At 66.9% G+C, this 17,191-nt stretch carries 19 protein-coding genes; 9 read left to right on the top strand and 10 right to left on the bottom strand.

Going from position 1 to position 17,191, the window contains the following annotated elements; all coding sequences use genetic code 11:
- Nucleotides 1-16 precede the first annotated feature (16 nt).
- From C7C57_RS13050 to sdhC, 6 genes are all read right to left on the bottom strand, one after another.
- A complete protein-coding gene (locus tag C7C57_RS13050) occupies nt 17-427 on the bottom strand; it encodes a VOC family protein (RefSeq protein WP_030149045.1) in 411 nt (136 codons plus the stop codon).
- Between the two features lie 40 nt (nt 428-467).
- Nucleotides 468-923: a hypothetical protein gene (locus C7C57_RS13045; RefSeq protein ID WP_187976756.1), complete on the bottom strand. Its 456-nt coding sequence runs from the start codon at nt 921-923 to the stop codon at nt 468-470.
- 120 nt (nt 924-1,043) lie between these two features.
- Entirely contained in the window at nt 1,044-1,805 is a 762-nt protein-coding gene (locus C7C57_RS13040) for a succinate dehydrogenase iron-sulfur subunit (protein ID WP_030149043.1), read from the bottom strand.
- 2 nt (nt 1,806-1,807) lie between these two features.
- Nucleotides 1,808-3,610: a succinate dehydrogenase flavoprotein subunit gene (sdhA, locus tag C7C57_RS13035; RefSeq protein WP_187976755.1), complete on the bottom strand. Its 1,803-nt coding sequence runs from the start codon at nt 3,608-3,610 to the stop codon at nt 1,808-1,810.
- A gap of 40 nt (nt 3,611-3,650) precedes the next feature.
- Nucleotides 3,651-4,097 carry a succinate dehydrogenase hydrophobic membrane anchor subunit gene (locus C7C57_RS13030; protein ID WP_030149041.1) on the bottom strand — a complete coding sequence of 149 codons (447 nt, stop codon included), beginning with the start codon at nt 4,095-4,097 and terminating at the stop codon, nt 3,651-3,653.
- Nucleotides 4,098-4,107: 10 nt separating this feature from the next.
- Complete coding sequence (gene sdhC / locus C7C57_RS13025) at nt 4,108-4,527, bottom strand: succinate dehydrogenase, cytochrome b556 subunit (protein WP_255505689.1); 420 nt, start codon at nt 4,525-4,527, stop codon at nt 4,108-4,110.
- A 281-nt stretch (nt 4,528-4,808) separates the two neighbouring features.
- Between sdhC and C7C57_RS13020 the strand changes: the two genes are divergently transcribed.
- From C7C57_RS13020 to C7C57_RS13005, 4 genes are all read left to right on the top strand, one after another.
- Entirely contained in the window at nt 4,809-5,924 is a 1,116-nt protein-coding gene (locus C7C57_RS13020; protein WP_030149039.1) for a mannose-1-phosphate guanylyltransferase, read from the top strand.
- A gap of 156 nt (nt 5,925-6,080) precedes the next feature.
- Nucleotides 6,081-7,205 carry an adenosine deaminase gene (locus tag C7C57_RS13015; RefSeq protein ID WP_187976754.1) on the top strand — a complete coding sequence of 375 codons (1,125 nt, stop codon included), beginning with the start codon at nt 6,081-6,083 and terminating at the stop codon, nt 7,203-7,205.
- 82 nt (nt 7,206-7,287) lie between these two features.
- Nucleotides 7,288-7,740, top strand: coding sequence for a PTS sugar transporter subunit IIA (locus C7C57_RS13010; protein ID WP_187976753.1), 453 nt, complete (start codon nt 7,288-7,290; stop codon nt 7,738-7,740).
- Nucleotides 7,741-7,755: 15 nt separating this feature from the next.
- Nucleotides 7,756-8,028 (top strand): PTS sugar transporter subunit IIB, encoded by a 273-nt coding sequence (locus tag C7C57_RS13005; RefSeq protein WP_030149036.1) that lies wholly within the window; start codon nt 7,756-7,758, stop codon nt 8,026-8,028.
- A gap of 57 nt (nt 8,029-8,085) precedes the next feature.
- Here the strand turns inward: C7C57_RS13005 and C7C57_RS13000 are convergent, their stop codons facing one another.
- Nucleotides 8,086-9,774, bottom strand: coding sequence for a phospho-sugar mutase (locus C7C57_RS13000; RefSeq protein WP_051701965.1), 1,689 nt, complete (start codon nt 9,772-9,774; stop codon nt 8,086-8,088).
- A 157-nt stretch (nt 9,775-9,931) separates the two neighbouring features.
- Nucleotides 9,932-10,765 carry a purine-nucleoside phosphorylase gene (locus tag C7C57_RS12995; protein ID WP_187976752.1) on the bottom strand — a complete coding sequence of 278 codons (834 nt, stop codon included), beginning with the start codon at nt 10,763-10,765 and terminating at the stop codon, nt 9,932-9,934.
- Nucleotides 10,766-10,861: 96 nt separating this feature from the next.
- Here C7C57_RS12995 and C7C57_RS12990 point away from each other — a divergent pair, with 96 nt between their 5' ends.
- The 3 genes from C7C57_RS12990 (at nt 10,862) to C7C57_RS12980 (ending at nt 13,144) form a co-directional block, all read left to right on the top strand.
- A complete protein-coding gene (locus C7C57_RS12990) occupies nt 10,862-12,301 on the top strand; it encodes an NAD(P)H-quinone dehydrogenase (protein ID WP_030149033.1) in 1,440 nt (479 codons plus the stop codon).
- 255 nt (nt 12,302-12,556) lie between these two features.
- Nucleotides 12,557-12,859, top strand: coding sequence for a hypothetical protein (locus tag C7C57_RS12985; RefSeq protein ID WP_030149032.1), 303 nt, complete (start codon nt 12,557-12,559; stop codon nt 12,857-12,859).
- Nucleotides 12,860-12,961: 102 nt separating this feature from the next.
- The gene (locus C7C57_RS12980; RefSeq protein WP_187976751.1) at nt 12,962-13,144 is read left to right on the top strand and encodes a hypothetical protein; all 183 of its coding nucleotides are present in this window, start codon (nt 12,962-12,964) and stop codon (nt 13,142-13,144) included.
- Between the two features lie 80 nt (nt 13,145-13,224).
- Here C7C57_RS12980 and C7C57_RS12975 read toward each other — a convergent pair whose 3' ends face one another.
- A complete protein-coding gene (locus tag C7C57_RS12975; protein WP_187976750.1) occupies nt 13,225-13,386 on the bottom strand; it encodes a hypothetical protein in 162 nt (53 codons plus the stop codon).
- Between the two features lie 51 nt (nt 13,387-13,437).
- Nucleotides 13,438-15,006, bottom strand: a complete 1,569-nt coding sequence (locus C7C57_RS12970; RefSeq protein ID WP_255505688.1) for an MFS transporter — start codon at nt 15,004-15,006, stop codon at nt 13,438-13,440.
- A 182-nt stretch (nt 15,007-15,188) separates the two neighbouring features.
- Here C7C57_RS12970 and C7C57_RS12965 point away from each other — a divergent pair, with 182 nt between their 5' ends.
- Complete coding sequence (locus C7C57_RS12965) at nt 15,189-15,761, top strand: TetR/AcrR family transcriptional regulator (RefSeq protein WP_255505687.1); 573 nt, start codon at nt 15,189-15,191, stop codon at nt 15,759-15,761.
- Nucleotides 15,762-15,952: 191 nt separating this feature from the next.
- Entirely contained in the window at nt 15,953-17,137 is a 1,185-nt protein-coding gene (locus C7C57_RS12960; protein WP_187976748.1) for an MFS transporter, read from the top strand.
- The last annotated feature ends 54 nt before the right edge of the window (nt 17,138-17,191 follow it).

Genomic DNA, 17,191 nt, shown 5'->3' with positions numbered 1-17,191 from the left:
GGCCGCTTTTTGTGTGCTAGTTGGCGGTGATGTTGACCAGCCAGCCGATTCCAAACGAGTCCACCAGCATCCCGAAGGTGTCACCCCACGGTGCGGTTTCCAGCGGAGCCTGCACGGTGGCACCGGGGAGCAGACCCTCCCAGTAGCCGCGCAGTTCGGCCTCGTCCGGTCCCGAGAGCGAAACCGAGACGTTGTCACCCACGGTGAGCTCCATATAGCTCGGGGTGTCGGAGACCATCAGGGTCAGCCCCGAGGGGGAGACGATCATGCCGTGCATGATCAGGTCGGCATCCGCGGGGTCCACCGGCATGCCGGCCTCCCCGAAGGTCGAGATGGTCAGCTCACCGCCGAGGATCCCATGGTAGAACTCGAGTGCCGCGCGACCCTCGCCGCGAAAATTAATATAGGGATTCAGGGAGACGGTCATCGTTGGTCCTCTCGATCATGCGCGTTATGCGCTGATTCGATTATGAACCCGATTCGGCCGACTCGAAAGGGGCAATCTCCGGATTGTGATCAACGATGCGGTGGGTGATGAAGTACCCGGCGGTGGCCGCGACGATTGCCACGGCCAGCGGCAGCCAGGACACCGGGAGATCGGCGGCGGGGATCGACCCCGCCGCAACCAGCGAATACCCAAACAGGCTCTGGGCAATCAGCAGGGCGGCCAGGTCGCCGCGTCGCTGATCCGGGGTTCGGGTCGCGTGTCCGCTGCGGAAGGCCCAGACGGTGACCAACATGATCAGGGCCATCACGATGGCGACAAACCAGCTGGAGACGCCGCCCGCGGCCGGGGCGTCGGCATTCCCGAACTGGATCGGGACCGGGCCGGGGAGCGCGACGCAGAGAATGACCCATAGCAACAGCGCGAGCACAATCACGCGGGGGACAAGCTTCTTGCGGTGCGCGGAGGCGGCGGTCATGACTCCCTTTCGTTCCCCCTAGCCTAGCGATGTTCGGCGGTACCCATGCGTGAGGGGGCGATCACCAAGGCTTAACGCAAAAGGCCCCGATCCGCAGGATCGGGGCCTTTTGGGTACTCCTTACGGCTTGCCGCGCATGATCGCCGACTTGACCTCGGCGATGGCCTGGGTCACCTGGATGCCACGGGGGCAGGCCTCGGAGCAGTTGAAGGTGGTGCGGCAGCGCCACACGCCCTCCTTGTCGTTGAGGATGTCGAGGCGGACCTTGGCTTGGTCGTCGCGGGAGTCGAAGATGAAGCGGTGGGCGTTCACGATCGCCGCCGGGCCGAAGTACTGGCCGTCGGTCCAGAACACCGGGCAGGACGAGGTGCACGCGGCGCACAGGATGCATTTGGTGGTGTCGTCGAAGCGGGCGCGGTCGGCCACCGACTGCACGCGCTCCTTGCCGGTGCCGGGGGTGCTGTTGGCCTGCAGGAAGGGCTGCACCTCACGGAAGGATTCGAAGAAGGGCTCCATGTCGACCACGAGGTCCTTCTCCAGCGGCAGGCCCTTGATGGCCTCCACATAGATGGGCTTCGAGATGTCGAGGTCCTTGATCAGGGTCTTGCAGGCCAGGCGGTTGCGGCCGTTGATGCGCATCGCATCCGAGCCGCAGATGCCGTGCGCGCAGGAACGGCGGAAGGTCAGCGACCCGTCCTGCTCCCACTTGATCTTGTGCAGCGCGTCGAGCACACGGTCGGTGCCGTAGAGCTCCACGTCGTAGTCCTGCCAGCGCGGCTCCTCGTCAACCTCCGGGTCGAACCGGCGGATGATCAGGGTGACGGTGAAGGACGGGACCGCATCGGCGGCTGCCGGCGGCTTCTCGGCGGTAGCGGTAGCCACGATTAGTACTTCCTTTCCATCGGCTGGTAACGGGTAATGACCACGGGCTTCCAGTCCAGCGTGATGTGGTCACCGGCGTCGGCGGAGTGCGGATCGCCGCTCAGGTACGCCATGGTGTGCTGCATGTAGTTTTCGTCGTCGCGCTTGGGGAAGTCGTCGCGCATGTGACCGCCGCGGCTCTCCTTGCGGTTCCGGGCGGAGAAGACAACCACCTCGGCGAGGTCGAGCAGGAAGCCCAGCTCGATGGCCTCGAGCAGGTCGGTGTTGAACCGCTTGCCCTTGTCCTGGACGCTGATGTTCTTATAGCGCTCGCGCAGCTGGTGGATGGTCTCGGTGACCTCGGCGAGGGACTCGTCGGTGCGGAACACCTGGGCGCCGCGGTCCATGTGGTCCTGCAGCTCCTTGCGCAGCACGGCCACCCGCTCGGTGCCGGTTCCGGTGCGGACCTGCTCGAGCAGCTCGCGCACCTCCTTGGCGGGGTCCTCGGGCAGCGGCACGAACTCGGCGGTCTTGACGTACTCGACGGCGTTGTTTCCGGCGCGCTTCCCGAACACGTTGATGTCGAGCAGCGAGTTGGTGCCCAGACGGTTGGAGCCGTGCACGGACACGCAGGCGCACTCGCCGGCGGCGTACAGACCCGGAACCACGGTGGTGTTATCGCGCAGCACCTCGGCCTTGACGTTGGTGGGAATACCACCCATGGCGTAGTGGGCGGTCGGCATCACCGGGACGGGCTCAACCACCGGGTCGACGCCCAGGTAGGTGCGGGCGAACTCGGTGATGTCGGGCAGCTTGGTCTCCAGGACCTCGGCACCCAGGTGGGTGCAGTCGAGGTACACGTAGTCCTTGTGCGGTCCGGCACCGCGGCCCTCGGCCACCTCCTGGACCATGCAGCGGGCGACGATGTCACGCGGGGCGAGGTCCTTGATGGTGGGGGCGTAGCGCTCCATGAAGCGCTCACCCGAGGCGTTGCGCAGGATCGCGCCCTCACCGCGGGCACCCTCGGTGAGGAGGATGCCGAGGCCGGCCAGACCGGTCGGGTGGAACTGGAAGAACTCCATGTCCTCAAGCGGCAGACCCTTGCGCCAGACGATGCCGACGCCATCACCGGTCAGGGTGTGGGCGTTGGAGGTGGTCTTGTAGATCTTGCCGAAGCCACCGGTGGCGAAGATCATCGCCTTGGCCTGGAAGACGTGCAGCTCGCCGGTGGAGAGGTCATAGGCGACCACGCCCGAGGGCTGCTTGACGCCGTCCACCTCGGTCATGATGAGGTCGAGGACGTAGAACTCGTTGAAGAAGTTGATGCCGTGCTTGACGCAGTTTTGGTACAGCGTCTGCAGGATCATGTGGCCGGTGCGGTCGGCCGCATAGCAGGCCCGGCGAACCGGAGCCTTGCCGTGGTCGCGGGTGTGACCGCCGAAGCGGCGCTGGTCGATCTTGCCCTCGGGGGTGCGGTTGAAGGGCAGACCCATGTTCTCCAGGTCGATGACCGCGTCGATGGCCTCCTTGGCCAGGATCTCGGCGGCGTCCTGGTCGACCAGGTAGTCGCCACCCTTGATCGTGTCGAAGGTGTGCCACTCCCACGAGTCTTCCTCGACGTTGGCCAGGGCGGCGGCCATGCCACCCTGGGCCGCACCGGTGTGCGAGCGGGTCGGGTAGAGCTTGGAGATGACGGCGGTCTTGGCATTCGGTCCGGCCTCGATGGCCGCGCGCATTCCGGCACCGCCGGCACCGATGATCACGATGTCGAACTGGTGGTAGTGGACGCCGCCTACGATGGTGGATCCCTGGGTGCTGTTCGTCACAGAATTTTCCAATGTGTTGATCGTTGGGTGTCCGCGGTCGCTAGTGCGCGGCGCAGAGCTGAATCAGGGCATCGGAGGAGGGGTTTCCGATGCAGGGGTCGAACGTGAAGACCACGAGCGTGCCGAGGATGATCAGGATCGCGACGGCCGCCAGGATGGCGATCTTCAGGATGCCGCGGGTGGTGCGTCCACGGGCGTAGTCGTTGACGATGGTGCGCATGCCGTTGCCGCCGTGGATCAGCGCGAGCCACAGCATGATGACGTCCCACCACTGCCAGAACGGGTCGGCCCACTTGCCGGCCACGAAGGCGAAGTTAATGGCGGAGACGCCGGTGCCCTGCCACAGGTTCACAAACAGGTGACCAAAGATCAGTACCACCAGCACAACGCCGGAGACACGCATGTACAGCCAGCCCCACTTTTCCCAGTTGGTGCCGTTTCCACGGGTGCGGGGGGAGCGGGGAGCCGCGATTTCGGTAGTAGTCATGGCGGGCCTCCTAGTGGCTGAACACGTTGGTCAGGTGCCGCGGCACAAAGGCGAGCATGGTGAGCACCCAGAGGGCGATCACGATCCAGAACATGAGCTTCTGGTAGCGGGTTCCCTTGGACCAGAAGTCCACCAGGATGATCCGCAGACCGTTGAAGGCGTGGAAGACGATCGCGGCCACCAGGCCGACCTCGCCAATGCCCATGATCGGGGTCTGGTAGGTGCCGATCACGGCGTCATACGCCTCGGGGGATACACGCACCAGCGCGGTATCCAGCACGTGAACCAGCAGGAAGAAGAAGATCGCGACGCCGGTTATGCGGTGGAAAACCCATGACCACATGCCCTCGTGACCGCGGTACAGCGTACCCGCGGGACGCGGTTTCTTTTTTGATGCCTTCGGTGGAGTCCCTGCAGTCTGCACTGACACGAACAGCCCTCCCATAATCGTCGAAGCCTCGGTCGACAGCCACACGAGCCGTCGTGCGTCTTTTAGGCGCTACGCCCATCCTATGTCGACAATGAGTCGGTTACCGCTTAGGCGACCCTTAGTGGTCGGAGATATTCGCTGTCCGAAACCGGCTGTTCACCGGGAACTCCCGGCAAATTTGCTGTCTGGGTGACGCGACACTCGCCGGGAGGCGCCGGTGATTGAGGCGTTGCCCGCCGAGTCGCCCGCTCCTCTCAGGTTGCGCCGACTACCCTGGAGACATGAAACCCGCACTCGACCGCTTTTTTAGCGTGATTCCGGCCGGGGGTGTCGGCTCACGACTGTGGCCGCTGTCCCGCGCGGATGCACCGAAGTTCCTGCACGACCTCACCGGCTCCGGTTCGACCCTGCTGCGGGCGACCTGGGACCGCCTGGCACCGATCGCCGGCGACCAGCGCATCATGGTTGTGACCGGACGCGCGCACCGCGCCGCTGTGGAGGAGCAGCTGCCCGGGCTCGCGGACCAGAACATCGTGCTGGAGGCCGACCCACGGGATTCGACCGTGGCCATTGCCCTCGCCGCCGCCATCCTGGTGCGCCGGGAGCCGGACGCGATCATCGGTTCGTTCGCCGCGGATCACGTGATCAGCGGTGACCGCCTGTTCCGCTCCGCCGTGAACGAGGCCGTGCTGGCGGCCGACGCCGGGTTTATTGCGACCATCGGTATTACCCCGACCGAGCCCGCCGTGGGATTTGGGTACATCAAGGTGGCCGATGACCTGAACATCACCGGTGCAGCGAGTGCCCGCGCGGTCGAGTGCTTCGTGGAGAAGCCCGACCTGCCCACCGCGCAGAGCTATTTGGCTGACGGCGGCTACCTCTGGAACGCGGGCATGTTCATCACCCGCGCCGATGTGCTGCTGGAGGAGCTGGGCCGTAACCAGCCCGAACTGCGCGCCTCGATCGTGGAGCTCGCCGCCGCCTGGGATGACCCGGCAACCCGCGGCCCCGCGGTGGACCGCATCTGGCCCACGCTCAAGAAGATCGCGATCGACTACTCGGTGGCCGAGCCCGCCGCGGCGGCCGGTCGCCTCGCGGTGATCCCAGGCGCCTTTAAGTGGGACGATGTGGGCGACTTCGCCTCGCTCGCCAAGCTCAACACCGGCGGTGCCGGCGGCGATCTGGCCATCCTGGGCGAGAATGCACGCGTGCTGGCGGATGCCTCCAGCGGCATCGTGGTGTCCGAGACCGACCGCGTGATCAGCTTGATCGGTGTGAAGAACATCGTCGTGGTGGACACCCCGGACGCCCTGCTGGTCACCACCAGCGAGCACGCCCAGCGGGTGAAATCCGTGGTGGATGCGCTAAAGATCTCCGGTCGCAACGACCTGCTCTAGACGCCTCGAAGCCCGCGAATTCTCAGTCTGAATTCGCGGGCTTTGTGGTATCTAAAACCGCTGATATATCAACAAATCCGTCGTCTGATGACGAGTGTATGAACGGCATTGGATTTACCCTGTCGTTTCGCGAGGGTCGCGGGTAGACTTTGCCGGGTGAGTACCTCGGATAACTACACTCTGCCCGGCGGCATCAACCTGCGGGCCCTGCCCAAGGTGTCGCTGCACGACCACCTGGACGGTGGACTGCGCCCGCAGACCATCCTGGATCTGGCCGCCGCGGCCGGCCTGGAGGCCCCCGCCAACACCGCCGAGGCACTCGCCGAGTGGTTTATCGACCAGGCCAGCGCCGGCAGTCTGCCCGCCTACCTGAAGACTTTTGACCTAGCCATCGCCGTCCTGCAGACGGCGGATGCACTGGCGCGGGTTGCCCGTGAGTTTGTCCACGACCTGGCCGACGACGGCGTGATCTACGCCGAGATTCGCTGGGCACCCGAGCAGCACCTGCGGGGTGGGCTGACCCTCGACCGCGCGGTCGAGGCCGTGCAGCAGGGTCTCGAGCGCGGGGTGGATGATGTGCGCCGAGCCGGGGGCGAGATCGAGGTGGGCCAGCTGCTCACCGCGATGCGTCACGCGGATAACGCGCTGGAGATCGCCGAGCTGGCCGTGCGTCATCGCGATCACGGCGTGGTCGGATTCGACATCGCCGGTGCCGAGGACGGCTTCCCGCCCGCACGGCACCGCCTGGCCTTCGACTATCTGGCCCAGCACTACTTCCCGGTCACCGTGCACGCGGGGGAGGCCGCCGGTCTCGACTCGATCCAGGGCGCGCTGTTTGATGGACGCGCCCTGCGCCTAGGCCACGGCGTGCGCCTGGCCGAGGATATCGAGGTGCGTCGTACCGAGGGCGACAACGTCTATGTGGAGATGGGGGAGCTGGCGCACTGGGTCAACGACCGCGAGATCGCGCTTGAGCTCAGCCCCTCCTCGAACCTGCAGACCGGGGCGATCGACGCCTGGGGTGACGAGCTCGAGGATCACCCCTTCGACCTGCTCTACCAGCTGGGCTTCCGAGTCACGGTCAACGTGGACAACCGCACGGTCACCGGAACCTCGCTGACCCGCGAGCTGGCCCTGCTCTCGGCTGCCTTCGAATACGACCTCGAAGACCTGGAAATCTTCCAGCTCAATGCGGCCGCCGCCGCGTTTATGCCCACCGAGGACCGGGAGTACCTGACCGAGCGCATTCGTGCAGGTTTCGACGCCGCGGCGGACGCATAGCGAGCGTTCTACCGATTCTCGGGGTGGGAACCGGTAGCCTGGAAGAACGAACCCTTCGCCCCCGTGATTCAGTGAGGATCTCATGCCGCTACCCCCGCTTCCCGACGACGCAATCAACCTGCACGCCAGTGCGGGTGACTGGCGTGACGCGGTGCGGCTTGCCGGCAACGCTCTTGAGCGTGGCGGCTTTACAGCCGAGAGCTACTCCGACCGGATGATCGAGGTCATCGAGGAATTCGGTGCCTACGTGGTGATCGCGCCGGGCCTGGCCCTCGCGCATGCCCGCCCGGGCCCCGACGTGCTGAACTCGGGCATCGCCGTGGTCACCCTGGCCGAGCCCGTGGTGTTTGGACACCCGCATAACGACCCGGTCAACGTGGTCATCGGCCTGGCCGTCACCGGCACCGAGGAGCACGTCACCACGGTGGCCGAGCTGGCCAACGTCTTCAACGATGCCGGGTCGATCCCGGCCCTGGCCGAGGCACCGACCGCGGAGCGTGTGCGCGACATCCTCGGGGCTCCGGCCGCGGAATAGAGGGGGTCAACCGTGATGCACATCGTTGCAATCTGTGGGGCCGGGGTGGGAACATCCGGCATCCTCAAGGTGAACGCCGAGCGCGCGCTGGCCCGCCTGGGTCTGGAAGCCACGGTCACGGCGAGCGATGCGGCCTCGGTGATGACCGCCGCCGCCGACGCCCAGATCATCCTGACCTCCTCGGAGCTGGTCCCGGCCATCGGCAAGACCTACGCGGAGATCATCGTGATCAACAACTACTTCGACCTGGACGAGCTGGCTGACAAGCTCGAAGAGGCCCTGAGCTAGCGTCAACACAGAGCGAGCCGGGTGGAGAGATCCACCCGGCTCGTTGTGTATGTGAGGCTATTCCGAAACCAGCTCGGTGAGGTCGCTGCGGATCTCGACCAGGCTCTCCAGCACGGTCTCGTCCTCGCCACGCACGTCGAGGTAGAACTTGACCTTGGGCTCGGTGCCGCTCGGGCGAATCATGATCCGCGCACCGTCGGAGAGTTCCCAGCGCAGCGCGTTGGTGCCCGGACGCTCGGCGGTGGCCACCGACAGATCCTCGATCTTGACGATCTCCCGGCTGCCCAGCAGGGCCGGCGGGGTCTCGCGCAGGCGCGCCATCAGCGCGGGGATCTGGGCCAGGTTGGTGAAGCGGATCGAGAGCTGGTCGCTGCCGAAGTAACCGAACCGGGTAGCGAACTCGTCGAGCATGTCGCCCAGGGTGCGTCCCTCCTCGGCGGCGGCACCGGCGAGCTCAAGCACGGCGAGGCCGGCGGAGATGCCGTCCTTATCGTGCACGGTGTCGGGGTTAACCAGGTAGCCGATGGCCTCCTCGTAGCCGAACAGCAGGTGCGGGACCCGGGAGACCCACTTGAACCCGGTGAGGGTTTCGGCGAAGTCCAGCTGGTACTGACGCGCGACCTCAGCCAGGGCCGGGGAGGACACGATGGTGCAGGCCAGCGCGCCGTGACGACCGGTGGCGCGGGCCCGCTCGGCGGCACGCCATCCCAGCAACCAGCCGATCTGGTTACCGGTCAGCTGGCGGAACCCGCCCGGTGCCGCGGGATCGGGAATCGCGACCGAGCAGCGGTCGGCGTCGGGGTCGTTGGCGATGATCAGGTCGGCACCGTGCTCGCGCGCGGTCTCGATGGCCAGATCCAGCGCGCCGGGCTCCTCGGGGTTCGGGAACGCGACGGTGGGGAAGGCGGCGTCGGGGTCGCGCTGGGCGGCCACGGCGATGGGCTCGGGGAGCCCGGCGGCGGTCACCACCCGGGCGAAGGTCTCCCAGCCCACACCGTGCATCGCGGTGTAGACCACGCGCAGCGGCTGCGGGGTCTGGTCAACCAGGGCGGCGGTCGCGCGCACATAGGCGTCGATCACGGCCTCATCGGCGATCGCATACTCGGGGGAGCGGGGCAGATCCAGCACGCTCTCGTCGGTCGCGATGCGCAGGATCTGGGTCGCGATCTCGGCATCCACCGGGGCGACAATCTGCGAGCCCGCGTCCTCATCGCCGAGGTACACCTTGTAGCCGTTATCGGCGGGCGGGTTGTGGCTCGCGGTCACCATGATGCCCGCGCTGGTACCCAGCTGACGGACGGCGAAGGCCAGCACCGGGGTGGGCAGCGGACGCGGCAGCAGGGTCACTCGGATGCCCACGCCCGAGAGCAGTTCGGCGCTGTCGCGCGCGAACACGTCGGAGTTCTTGCGGCCGTCATAGCCGATCACGACGCTCGGGGTGGTGTCGCCGGCGCGGGCGTTGAGGAACGCTCCGATGCCGGCGGCGGCCTGGGAGACCAGGACGCGGTTCATCCGGTTGGATCCGGCCTCGACGCGGCCACGTAGGCCCGCGGTGCCAAACTCCAGGCGTCCGGCGAAGCGGTCGGCCAGGTCGGCGCGGGCGGCGGAGTCGCCGCCGCGGACGGCCTCGAGGATCGCGGAGAGCTCATCGCGGGTCTCCGGATCGGGATCCTGGGCGAGCCACGCCTCGGCGCGCTCAAGCAGGTCGGTGCACACCGGAACGGAACCGGTATTCTCGCCGCTCATCGGGCTCCGCCGGGTCGGCTCAGGCTGTTCATTGCAGTTTGCATGTCCACCATGCTAACCGGATCGGCCGCAAAACCGGGTGTGGAAGCGGTGATTAACGCGGTGTGGCGGCGGCCCGAAATCTCGGTGCCGCCGCCACGTGACGTGCTCTAACGGATTAGATCGCCGCGACGATCTGCGCGAGCAGCGCGCTGATCTTGGCCTCGGCCGCCTGACCGGCCTCGATGACCTCGGTGTGGCTGAGCGCGGTGGGGGAGATTCCGGCGGCCAGGTTGGTGATCAGGGACATGCCCAGGATCTCCATGCCGGCCTCGCGGGCGGCGATGGCCTCCAGCGCGGTGGACATACCCACGATGTGGCCACCGATGGTCTTGGCCATCTGCACCTCGGCGGGGGTCTCATAGTGCGGTCCGCGGAACTGGCAGTACACGCCCTCGTCCAGCTCGGGGGCGATGGTGCGTGCCAGGTCGCGCAGACGCGAGGAGTACAGGTCGGTCAGGTCCACGAAGGTGGCACCCTCGAGCGGGGAATCCGCGGTGAGGTTGATGTGGTCGCTGATCAGCACCGGGGTGCCCGGGGTCCAGTGCTCCTTGATACCACCGGCACCGTTGGTGAGGATCATGGTCTTGGCACCGGCGGCGGCGGCGGTGCGCACCGAGTGGACGGTGCGGCGAACGCCGTGGCCCTCGTAGTAGTGGGTGCGGGCGCCGATGACCAGCGCGTGCTTGCCGTTGGCCAGCTTGATCGAGCGCAGGGTTCCGCCGTGGCCGGGCAGCGCGGGCTTGGAGAAGCCGACAACCTCCTCGGCGGGGAACTCGGCGACGGTCTCACCGAGCAGGTCCGCGGCCTTGCCCCAGCCGGAGCCGAGGGTCAGCGCGATATCGTGCGAGGCGACGCCGGTCTTCTCGGCGATCTGGGCGGCGGCTTCGGCGGCAACCTCGCGCGGCGAAACGGCCGGGTCGTGCAGGGGGTTTGTGGTGGAGTCTGACATGGTTTCCACTCTAGCCAAAGACCCCGGATCGCGCCCGTTTTCGAGGCGCGCCGAATTCACTTTGAACGCCCCGATAAGCCTGCAAGAATGGAGGTCATGGTCTACGACTTTGAACGCACCCAAAAGATTGCGGTAATCGGTGGCGGCCCGGGCGGCTACGAGGCAGCCCTGGCCGGCGCACAGCTCGGCGCGGAGGTGACCCTAATCGAGCGGATCGGGGTCGGCGGATCCGCCGTCATCTCCGATGTTGTCCCCTCCAAATCGCTGATTGCCACCGCCGAGGCAACCACCGCCATTCGGACCGCGAGTGATCTCGGGGTCCGTTTTTATGCGCAGGATGAGAACACCGGCAAGCCGATTCAGCCCGAGGTGGCCGTCAACCTGGGCGCGGTGAATAAGCGCCTGCTGAGCATGGCGCACGCGCAGTCCGAGGACATGCGTCAGTCGCTGGTCGAGGCCGGCGTAACCATCATCGACGGGCACGGACGCCTGGACGGCCGCGACGCGGTCATCGCCTCGACCGAGTCCGGCGGCACCGGTGCCGACTTTGACCGGATCGAAGCCGACACCATCGTCGTCTCGGTGGGCGCGAGCCCCCGCATCCTGGACACCGCCAAGCCCGACGGCGAGCGCATCCTGACCTGGACCCAGCTCTACAACCTCAAGACCGTGCCCGAGCACCTGATCGTGGTGGGTTCTGGCGTGACCGGTGCCGAGTTCGCCTCGGCCTACCGCGCCCTGGGCTCAACCGTGACCCTGATCTCCAGCCGCGACCAGGTGCTGCCCGGCGAGGACGCCGACGCCGCCGCGGTGATCGAGAAGGTCTTCAAGCGCGGCGGCATGACCGTGCTGAATAAGTCCCGCGCCGACTCGGTGGTGCGAGACGGTGACGGCGTGCTGGCCACCCTGTCCGATGGCCGCACGGTGTCCGGCTCGCACGCGCTGATCGCCGTGGGCTCGATCCCCAACACCGCGGGCATCGGCCTCGAGGAGGCCGGCGTGCTGATGACCGAGTCCGGTCACATCCGCGTCAATAAGGTCGCGCGCACCTCGGTCCCCAACATCTACGCCGCCGGTGACTGCACCACGTTCCTGCCGCTGGCCTCGGTGGCCTCGATGCAGGGGCGCACGGCGATCTACCACTCCCAGGGTGACGCGGTGAACCCGATCGAGCTGCGCAACGTGGCCGCCAACGTCTTCACCCAGCCGGAGATCGCAACCGTCGGCTGGAGCCAGAAGGAGATCGAGGACGGTAAGGTCCGCGGCGAAATCTATAAGCTGCCGCTGGCCCACAACCCGCGCGCCAAGATGATGGGCATTAAGGACGGCTTCGTGAAGCTGTTTGCCAGCGTCGGCTCCGGTGCCGTGCTCGGTGGCGTGATCGTGGCTCCCAAGGCCTCCGAGCTGGTCTTCCCGCTCGCGCTGGCCGTGGAACACCGCCTGACGGTGGACCAGGTGGCGGCGGCCTTTGCCGTGTATCCGTCGCTGGTGGGCTCGATCACCGATGCCGCGAAGGCGATGCACCGCGTCGGCTAGTCTCACTCTGGCGTCTGGCGTCTGGCGTCTGGCGTCTGGCGTCTGGCGTCTGGCGTCTGGCGTCTGGCGTCTGGCGTCTGACACCGGGTGTCTGGCGTCTGACACCGGGTGTCTGGCACCTGAGTCTGGCGTTTCGGGTCCCGTCCGCGTTGTCCGCGGGCGGGATCCCGTGTTTTCCGGGGATTTTCTCGCCATACCGGTATTACCCATCGTGGCGGCGCACGCTGTTCTCACACCGAGTGTGAGGAGGCCCCGATGGCCCAGAAATTTGAACTTCGATACTCCGAGGGGTGCCGTCGCGCGCTGGAAGACCTGCGCGGGAGTCCATCCATGCGGAAGAAACGGCGCCGGGTCGAGCTCGCCCTGGAGAAGCTCGCCAACGATCCGCTGTATCCCTCGCTGCGCAGCCATAAACATGTGGCGGTCAACGATGAGGACGGGGTGGGGGTGTTTGGATCCTATGTCGAGCACCACACCCCTTCGGCCTGGCGGCTGCTGTGGCGCTACGGGCCGGGGGAGGGGGAGATTACCGTGCTCGGGGTTGGGCCGCATCCGTAGCGCCAAGGGCTCGCAATCGGTGCCCGGGCGCGGTAGGGTGTCGGGACAAACCTCGGGTTTCGCCGCTTGGAATCCGGGGCCGTGAACCGCGAGAGGAGTGTTATGAACGCACAGACCGAGGGCACCAACGGAACACCCGCCGAACACGATCACGTATCGGATCCGGCGCACAGCGATCAGGCCGGGAGCGACTGGACCGACGAGGGCGGAGCGACCGAGTACGGCGCGGCCACCCACGTGGATGATCCCGACGCGCACACCCCCGCGTCTCCCGAAAACAGCTAGGACCAACACAGGCCCGGATCCGTGAGGATCCGGGCCTTCTGGGTGTCACGGGGTCGCGCCGGGAGTGGCGCGTTTCTCCATTATGCGATGCAGAGGGTGCCCGGTTTAAGGGGTACCGAGTCGTCCGCGGATTCCATCGGGGAATCGGTTTCGCGGAGTGCGCGGCGCAGATAGGCCGAGTCGCGCATGTCGTTCCAGAGGCCGCGGACGGCCTCGCCTAGGCGGAGGGCTGTTGTGATCATCGTGTGTAGATGCTCCCTTCGGAATCGAGTGTGGGCCAGAATCGGCCCGGGTTACCGCGCGGAGATACCGTCGCGGAGTGTGGGGGCGGCATCGAGGTCGGATTCGATGTCCGCGGGGATTTCGTCGGCGGGAAGGGCGGCGCCGGCCGCGGCGATGACCACCGAAGCCTCGGCTTCCAGGGCCTCGGCGTGGGTGGGGGTCGCCGTTTCGACCGTGGTCTTGGGACCGGATGCCTCCCGTGCGGGACGGCGACCGGGGATCAGCGCGGCGGCCGCGGTGGCGGCAATCCCGGTGATCGTGATGAAAACAAACGCCCCGGTGTAGCCCGCGGCGGTGGGTAGTCCGGCCACACCCGCGGTCGAGGTGACAATCGCCCCGAAGATCGCGGTGCCCACGGCCCCGCCCACGGTGCGAATGTTGGTGTTCATTCCGGTGGCTACACCTGTCTGATGGGCGGGAACCGCGTTCACGATCACGTTGGTGAGCGCGGCATAGGCGATCCCGAGACCCAGGCCGTAGATGCCACAGGCCAGGGCGATCTGCCACAGCGCGAAGTGCTCAATCACGATCAGGGCGGAGCCGATCGCGCCCATCGCGCTCGCGGTCATCAGCTGGATGCGGTAGCCGAGCAGGCGGGTCAGCGGGGCGCTGAAGGCACCACCGACCGCCATACCAACGGTCATCGGTAGGATGACCAGGCCGGCCAGGGTGACCGAGGCCCCGAAGCCGTAGCCCTGGGCGGGGCTGGTCTGGACGTACTGCGGGACGAAGGTGATCATCGCGAACATGCCGGCGCCGAACAGGAAGGCCACCAGGTTGGTGGTCCACACGGCGGGCAGACGCATCATCTTCATATCGACGATCGGGGTGAGAGAGGTGGCCTCCACGCGGATCCACACCAGCATCAGCAGCGCGGCCAGGACAAACAGGCCGATGGTGAGCGGCGAGGCCCATCCCCAGCGCGAGCCGTTGGACAGCGGCAGCAGCAGGGCGACCAGCCACCCGGCCAGCAGCACCGCACCGAGCGGGCGCAGGCGCCCGCCGGGACGGGAGGCGGACTCGGGCAGGACAAACGCGGCACCGATGGCGACCACCGCAACCACGGCGGCGGGCAGCCAGAACAGCGCGCGCCAGCCCAGTGCGTCGACGATCGGGCCGGCGAGCACGCTGCCCAGGCCACCACCCACGGCGATCACCGAGGACATGATGCCCACGGCTCCGGCCACGCGGGCGGCGGGGAAGTTTTCGCGGATCAGGCCGAAGGCCAGCGGGAAGACCGCGCCGCCGAGGCCCTGGAGCACGCGGCCGGCCAGCAGCAGCCCGATGCTCGGGGCGAAGGTGGCCAGGATGCTTCCGGCCACGATCGCGCCGAGGGCGAAGAGGATGGTGCGCTTCTTGCCAAACAGGTCGCCCATCCGGCCGACCAGCGGGGTGCTGGCCGCGGCCGAGAGGGCCCAGGCGGTGAGGATCCAGGTGGTCGCGGTCTGGGTGGTGTGGAGCTCCTGCTGGATCAGCGGGAGCGCGGGGTTCAGCAGCGACTGAAGCATCGACATGGCCGCGGAGGCGATGGCGAGGATCAGGAAGATGAGGGTGAGTGGACGTCGAGTCGTAGTCGACACGGTGGGAACCTTTCAGAAACGACTCGAACGCTCGGGCTGCTGGGTGAGTCGGAGTGTCGTGCCGAAGGGTAGATTATGGCCTGCACGAGGAGTAAAGTGGAGGCGTCCTCCTGGATTACCGGAGGCATGCTCTTAGATTACCGGAGGGTTCCTCCGGTTTGCAAGTGTTGGAAGGAAATTTGGTGGAACTCGAGACCCTGGTCGAAACCAGCCGACCCCACCGCGCCGATGCGGCCCGCAACTATGACGCGCTGATCGAGACCGCGAAGGTTGTTTTCCGCGAGGAGGGCATCACCGCCTCCCTGGAGGAGGTCGCGCGCCGCGCGGGCGTGGGCATCGGGACGCTGTACCGCAACTTCCCCACCCGAGAGGATCTGATCGAGCGCGTCTATGCGTCCGAGGTTTTGGTGCTGTGCCGCAAGGCCGATGAGCACCTCAACGACGGCGGCAGCGAGTGGGACGCCTTCGAGGCCTGGCTGCGCGAGTTTATCCCGTTCCTGGCCACCAAGCGTGCGCTGCTGGACGGCCTGAACCGCGGCTCGGAAACCATGCTGTGCTGCCGGACGGCGATGTACGCAGCGGGGGAGCCCCTGCTGGAGAACGCTCAGACCGCGGGCCTCGTGCGTCCGGACGTGGAGATCGCCGACGTGATCCGCCTGGTGGTCGGCGTCGCCGGTGTCGCCTACGAGACCGAGGAGCAGGGCGAGCGTGTGCTCGGCTTTGCCTTCGACGGGATCCGCACGGCCCGCCCGTAGATCCGCGTCCCCTGCTAGGCTGTGGGCATGCTCAGCACCCGTGATTGATTGGTCGCTCCCGTTTCTTCGGTAGCTTGACCCATCATTCACCGCGCCCGTGTGCGCCCCTGCCTGGAGTTTTTTTGATGCATTCATCGCGGAATGCACGCTATATTGACGTGCTCGCATTACCCGCTGTCCCCCTGACCTTTTTGAGCGCAACCGTCGGCCGCTCGGCCTATGCGCTCGTTTTTCTTCCCCTGCTGTTTGCGGTTCAGACCACCACCGGTTCGGTCGCCGTCGCGGGCTTCGCGGTGGCCATGTGCGGTGCCACCGCCGCGGGTCTTGCCCCGTTTCGTGCACGCCTGATTGATCGTTTCGATCGGCGATGGGTACTTCTGTGCCTCGCCCTGGCCTACGGTGGCACGCTGATCCTGTTGGCCCTCGGAGCGTTTGGTGCCTGGCCCGGCACCGTGATGACGGTGCTCGCCGGTCTCGCCGGAGCGGTCGCGCCACCGATTGGTCCGGCGATGCGAGTGGCGTGGTCCGAGATGGCGGCGGATCCGGATCTTCGCCGCCGTGCCCTCAGTCTCGACGCGGTGGTGGAGGAGTTGCTGTATCTGGTGGGCCCCGCACTCTCCGGCCTGCTCCTGGCGGTATGGGCACCCGGTACCGTGATGCTGGTTCCCGCCGGCCTCGTTATGGTGGGCGCGGCGCTGTTTGTCCGTTCACCCGGGTACCGGCCGCGGCCTTCCGCGACGGTGCGGACGTCCGGTGCGGATGCGCGCTCGGCGCCGGGTTCCGGGGGGCCGCGCGCCGTCTCGCTCTTTAGCGATCCGCGCTTCCTGGGGTTGTTGTTACCGGTTGCTTCCGCCGGGCTGATCTCGGGTAACCTGACCATCGCGCTCCCCGCTGCCTTCCCCGGCTCCGAGGGTGCCGCCACTGCGGGCCTTGCGCTGGGCCTGTTTGCCGGGGCGAGCGCGCTGGGTGGGCTTATCTTCGGGGCTCTGCGTCTGACCATCACACCGCGCGCACAGGTCCTGGGATGTAGTGGTGCCCTGGTGCTGCTGTCCTCGCTCGCGATGATGTCCGGTCATCCCGCCTGGCTGATCTTCACGGTTGTTGCCGCAGGACTCTTCTTCTCCCCGGTGATGATCGTTGCGTATCTGGCCTCTCAGGACTTTGGTGGCGAACTGCGACGCACCGAATCCACTACCTGGGTCAACACCGCGCACAACGTCGGTGGCACGGCGGGCACGGCGCTCGCGGGATTTGTCATTCAGGGGGCCGGACCGGGATCGTCGTTCCTGACTATCGGCGCGGTCTCGCTGCTCCTTCTCGTTGGCGCGGCACTGCTATCGAGGGCGCGAGAGGGGCGGATTACGCCGCTTCGTTGATGCTCCCGTGCGAGCGGGCTGCTCCCGTGTGATGAGCCGACCTAGCGCGAGCGT

Source organism: Mycetocola sp. JXN-3, from assembly GCF_014522285.1.
GTDB lineage: Bacteria > Actinomycetota > Actinomycetes > Actinomycetales > Microbacteriaceae > Mycetocola > Mycetocola saprophilus.
The sequence above is the reverse complement of the archived record's forward strand: the minus strand, read 5'-3'. Positions and strand labels throughout refer to the sequence as shown.

Coding starts and splice junctions, on each gene's coding strand:
- C7C57_RS13005 (WP_030149036.1), top strand. CDS start 7,756: ATGCACATCGTTGCAATCTGTGGGGCCGGGGTGGGAACATCCGGCATC.
- C7C57_RS13020 (WP_030149039.1), top strand. CDS start 4,809: ATGAAACCCGCACTCGACCGCTTTTTTAGCGTGATTCCGGCCGGGGGT.
- C7C57_RS13045 (WP_187976756.1), bottom strand. CDS start 923: ATGACCGCCGCCTCCGCGCACCGCAAGAAGCTTGTCCCCCGCGTGATT.
- C7C57_RS13000 (WP_051701965.1), bottom strand. CDS start 9,774: ATGAGCGGCGAGAATACCGGTTCCGTTCCGGTGTGCACCGACCTGCTT.
- C7C57_RS12990 (WP_030149033.1), top strand. CDS start 10,862: ATGGTCTACGACTTTGAACGCACCCAAAAGATTGCGGTAATCGGTGGC.
- C7C57_RS12975 (WP_187976750.1), bottom strand. CDS start 13,386: ATGATCACAACAGCCCTCCGCCTAGGCGAGGCCGTCCGCGGCCTCTGG.
- C7C57_RS13050 (WP_030149045.1), bottom strand. CDS start 427: ATGACCGTCTCCCTGAATCCCTATATTAATTTTCGCGGCGAGGGTCGC.
- C7C57_RS12980 (WP_187976751.1), top strand. CDS start 12,962: ATGAACGCACAGACCGAGGGCACCAACGGAACACCCGCCGAACACGAT.
- C7C57_RS13030 (WP_030149041.1), bottom strand. CDS start 4,097: ATGACTACTACCGAAATCGCGGCTCCCCGCTCCCCCCGCACCCGTGGA.
- C7C57_RS12985 (WP_030149032.1), top strand. CDS start 12,557: ATGGCCCAGAAATTTGAACTTCGATACTCCGAGGGGTGCCGTCGCGCG.
- C7C57_RS12995 (WP_187976752.1), bottom strand. CDS start 10,765: ATGTCAGACTCCACCACAAACCCCCTGCACGACCCGGCCGTTTCGCCG.
- C7C57_RS13010 (WP_187976753.1), top strand. CDS start 7,288: ATGCCGCTACCCCCGCTTCCCGACGACGCAATCAACCTGCACGCCAGT.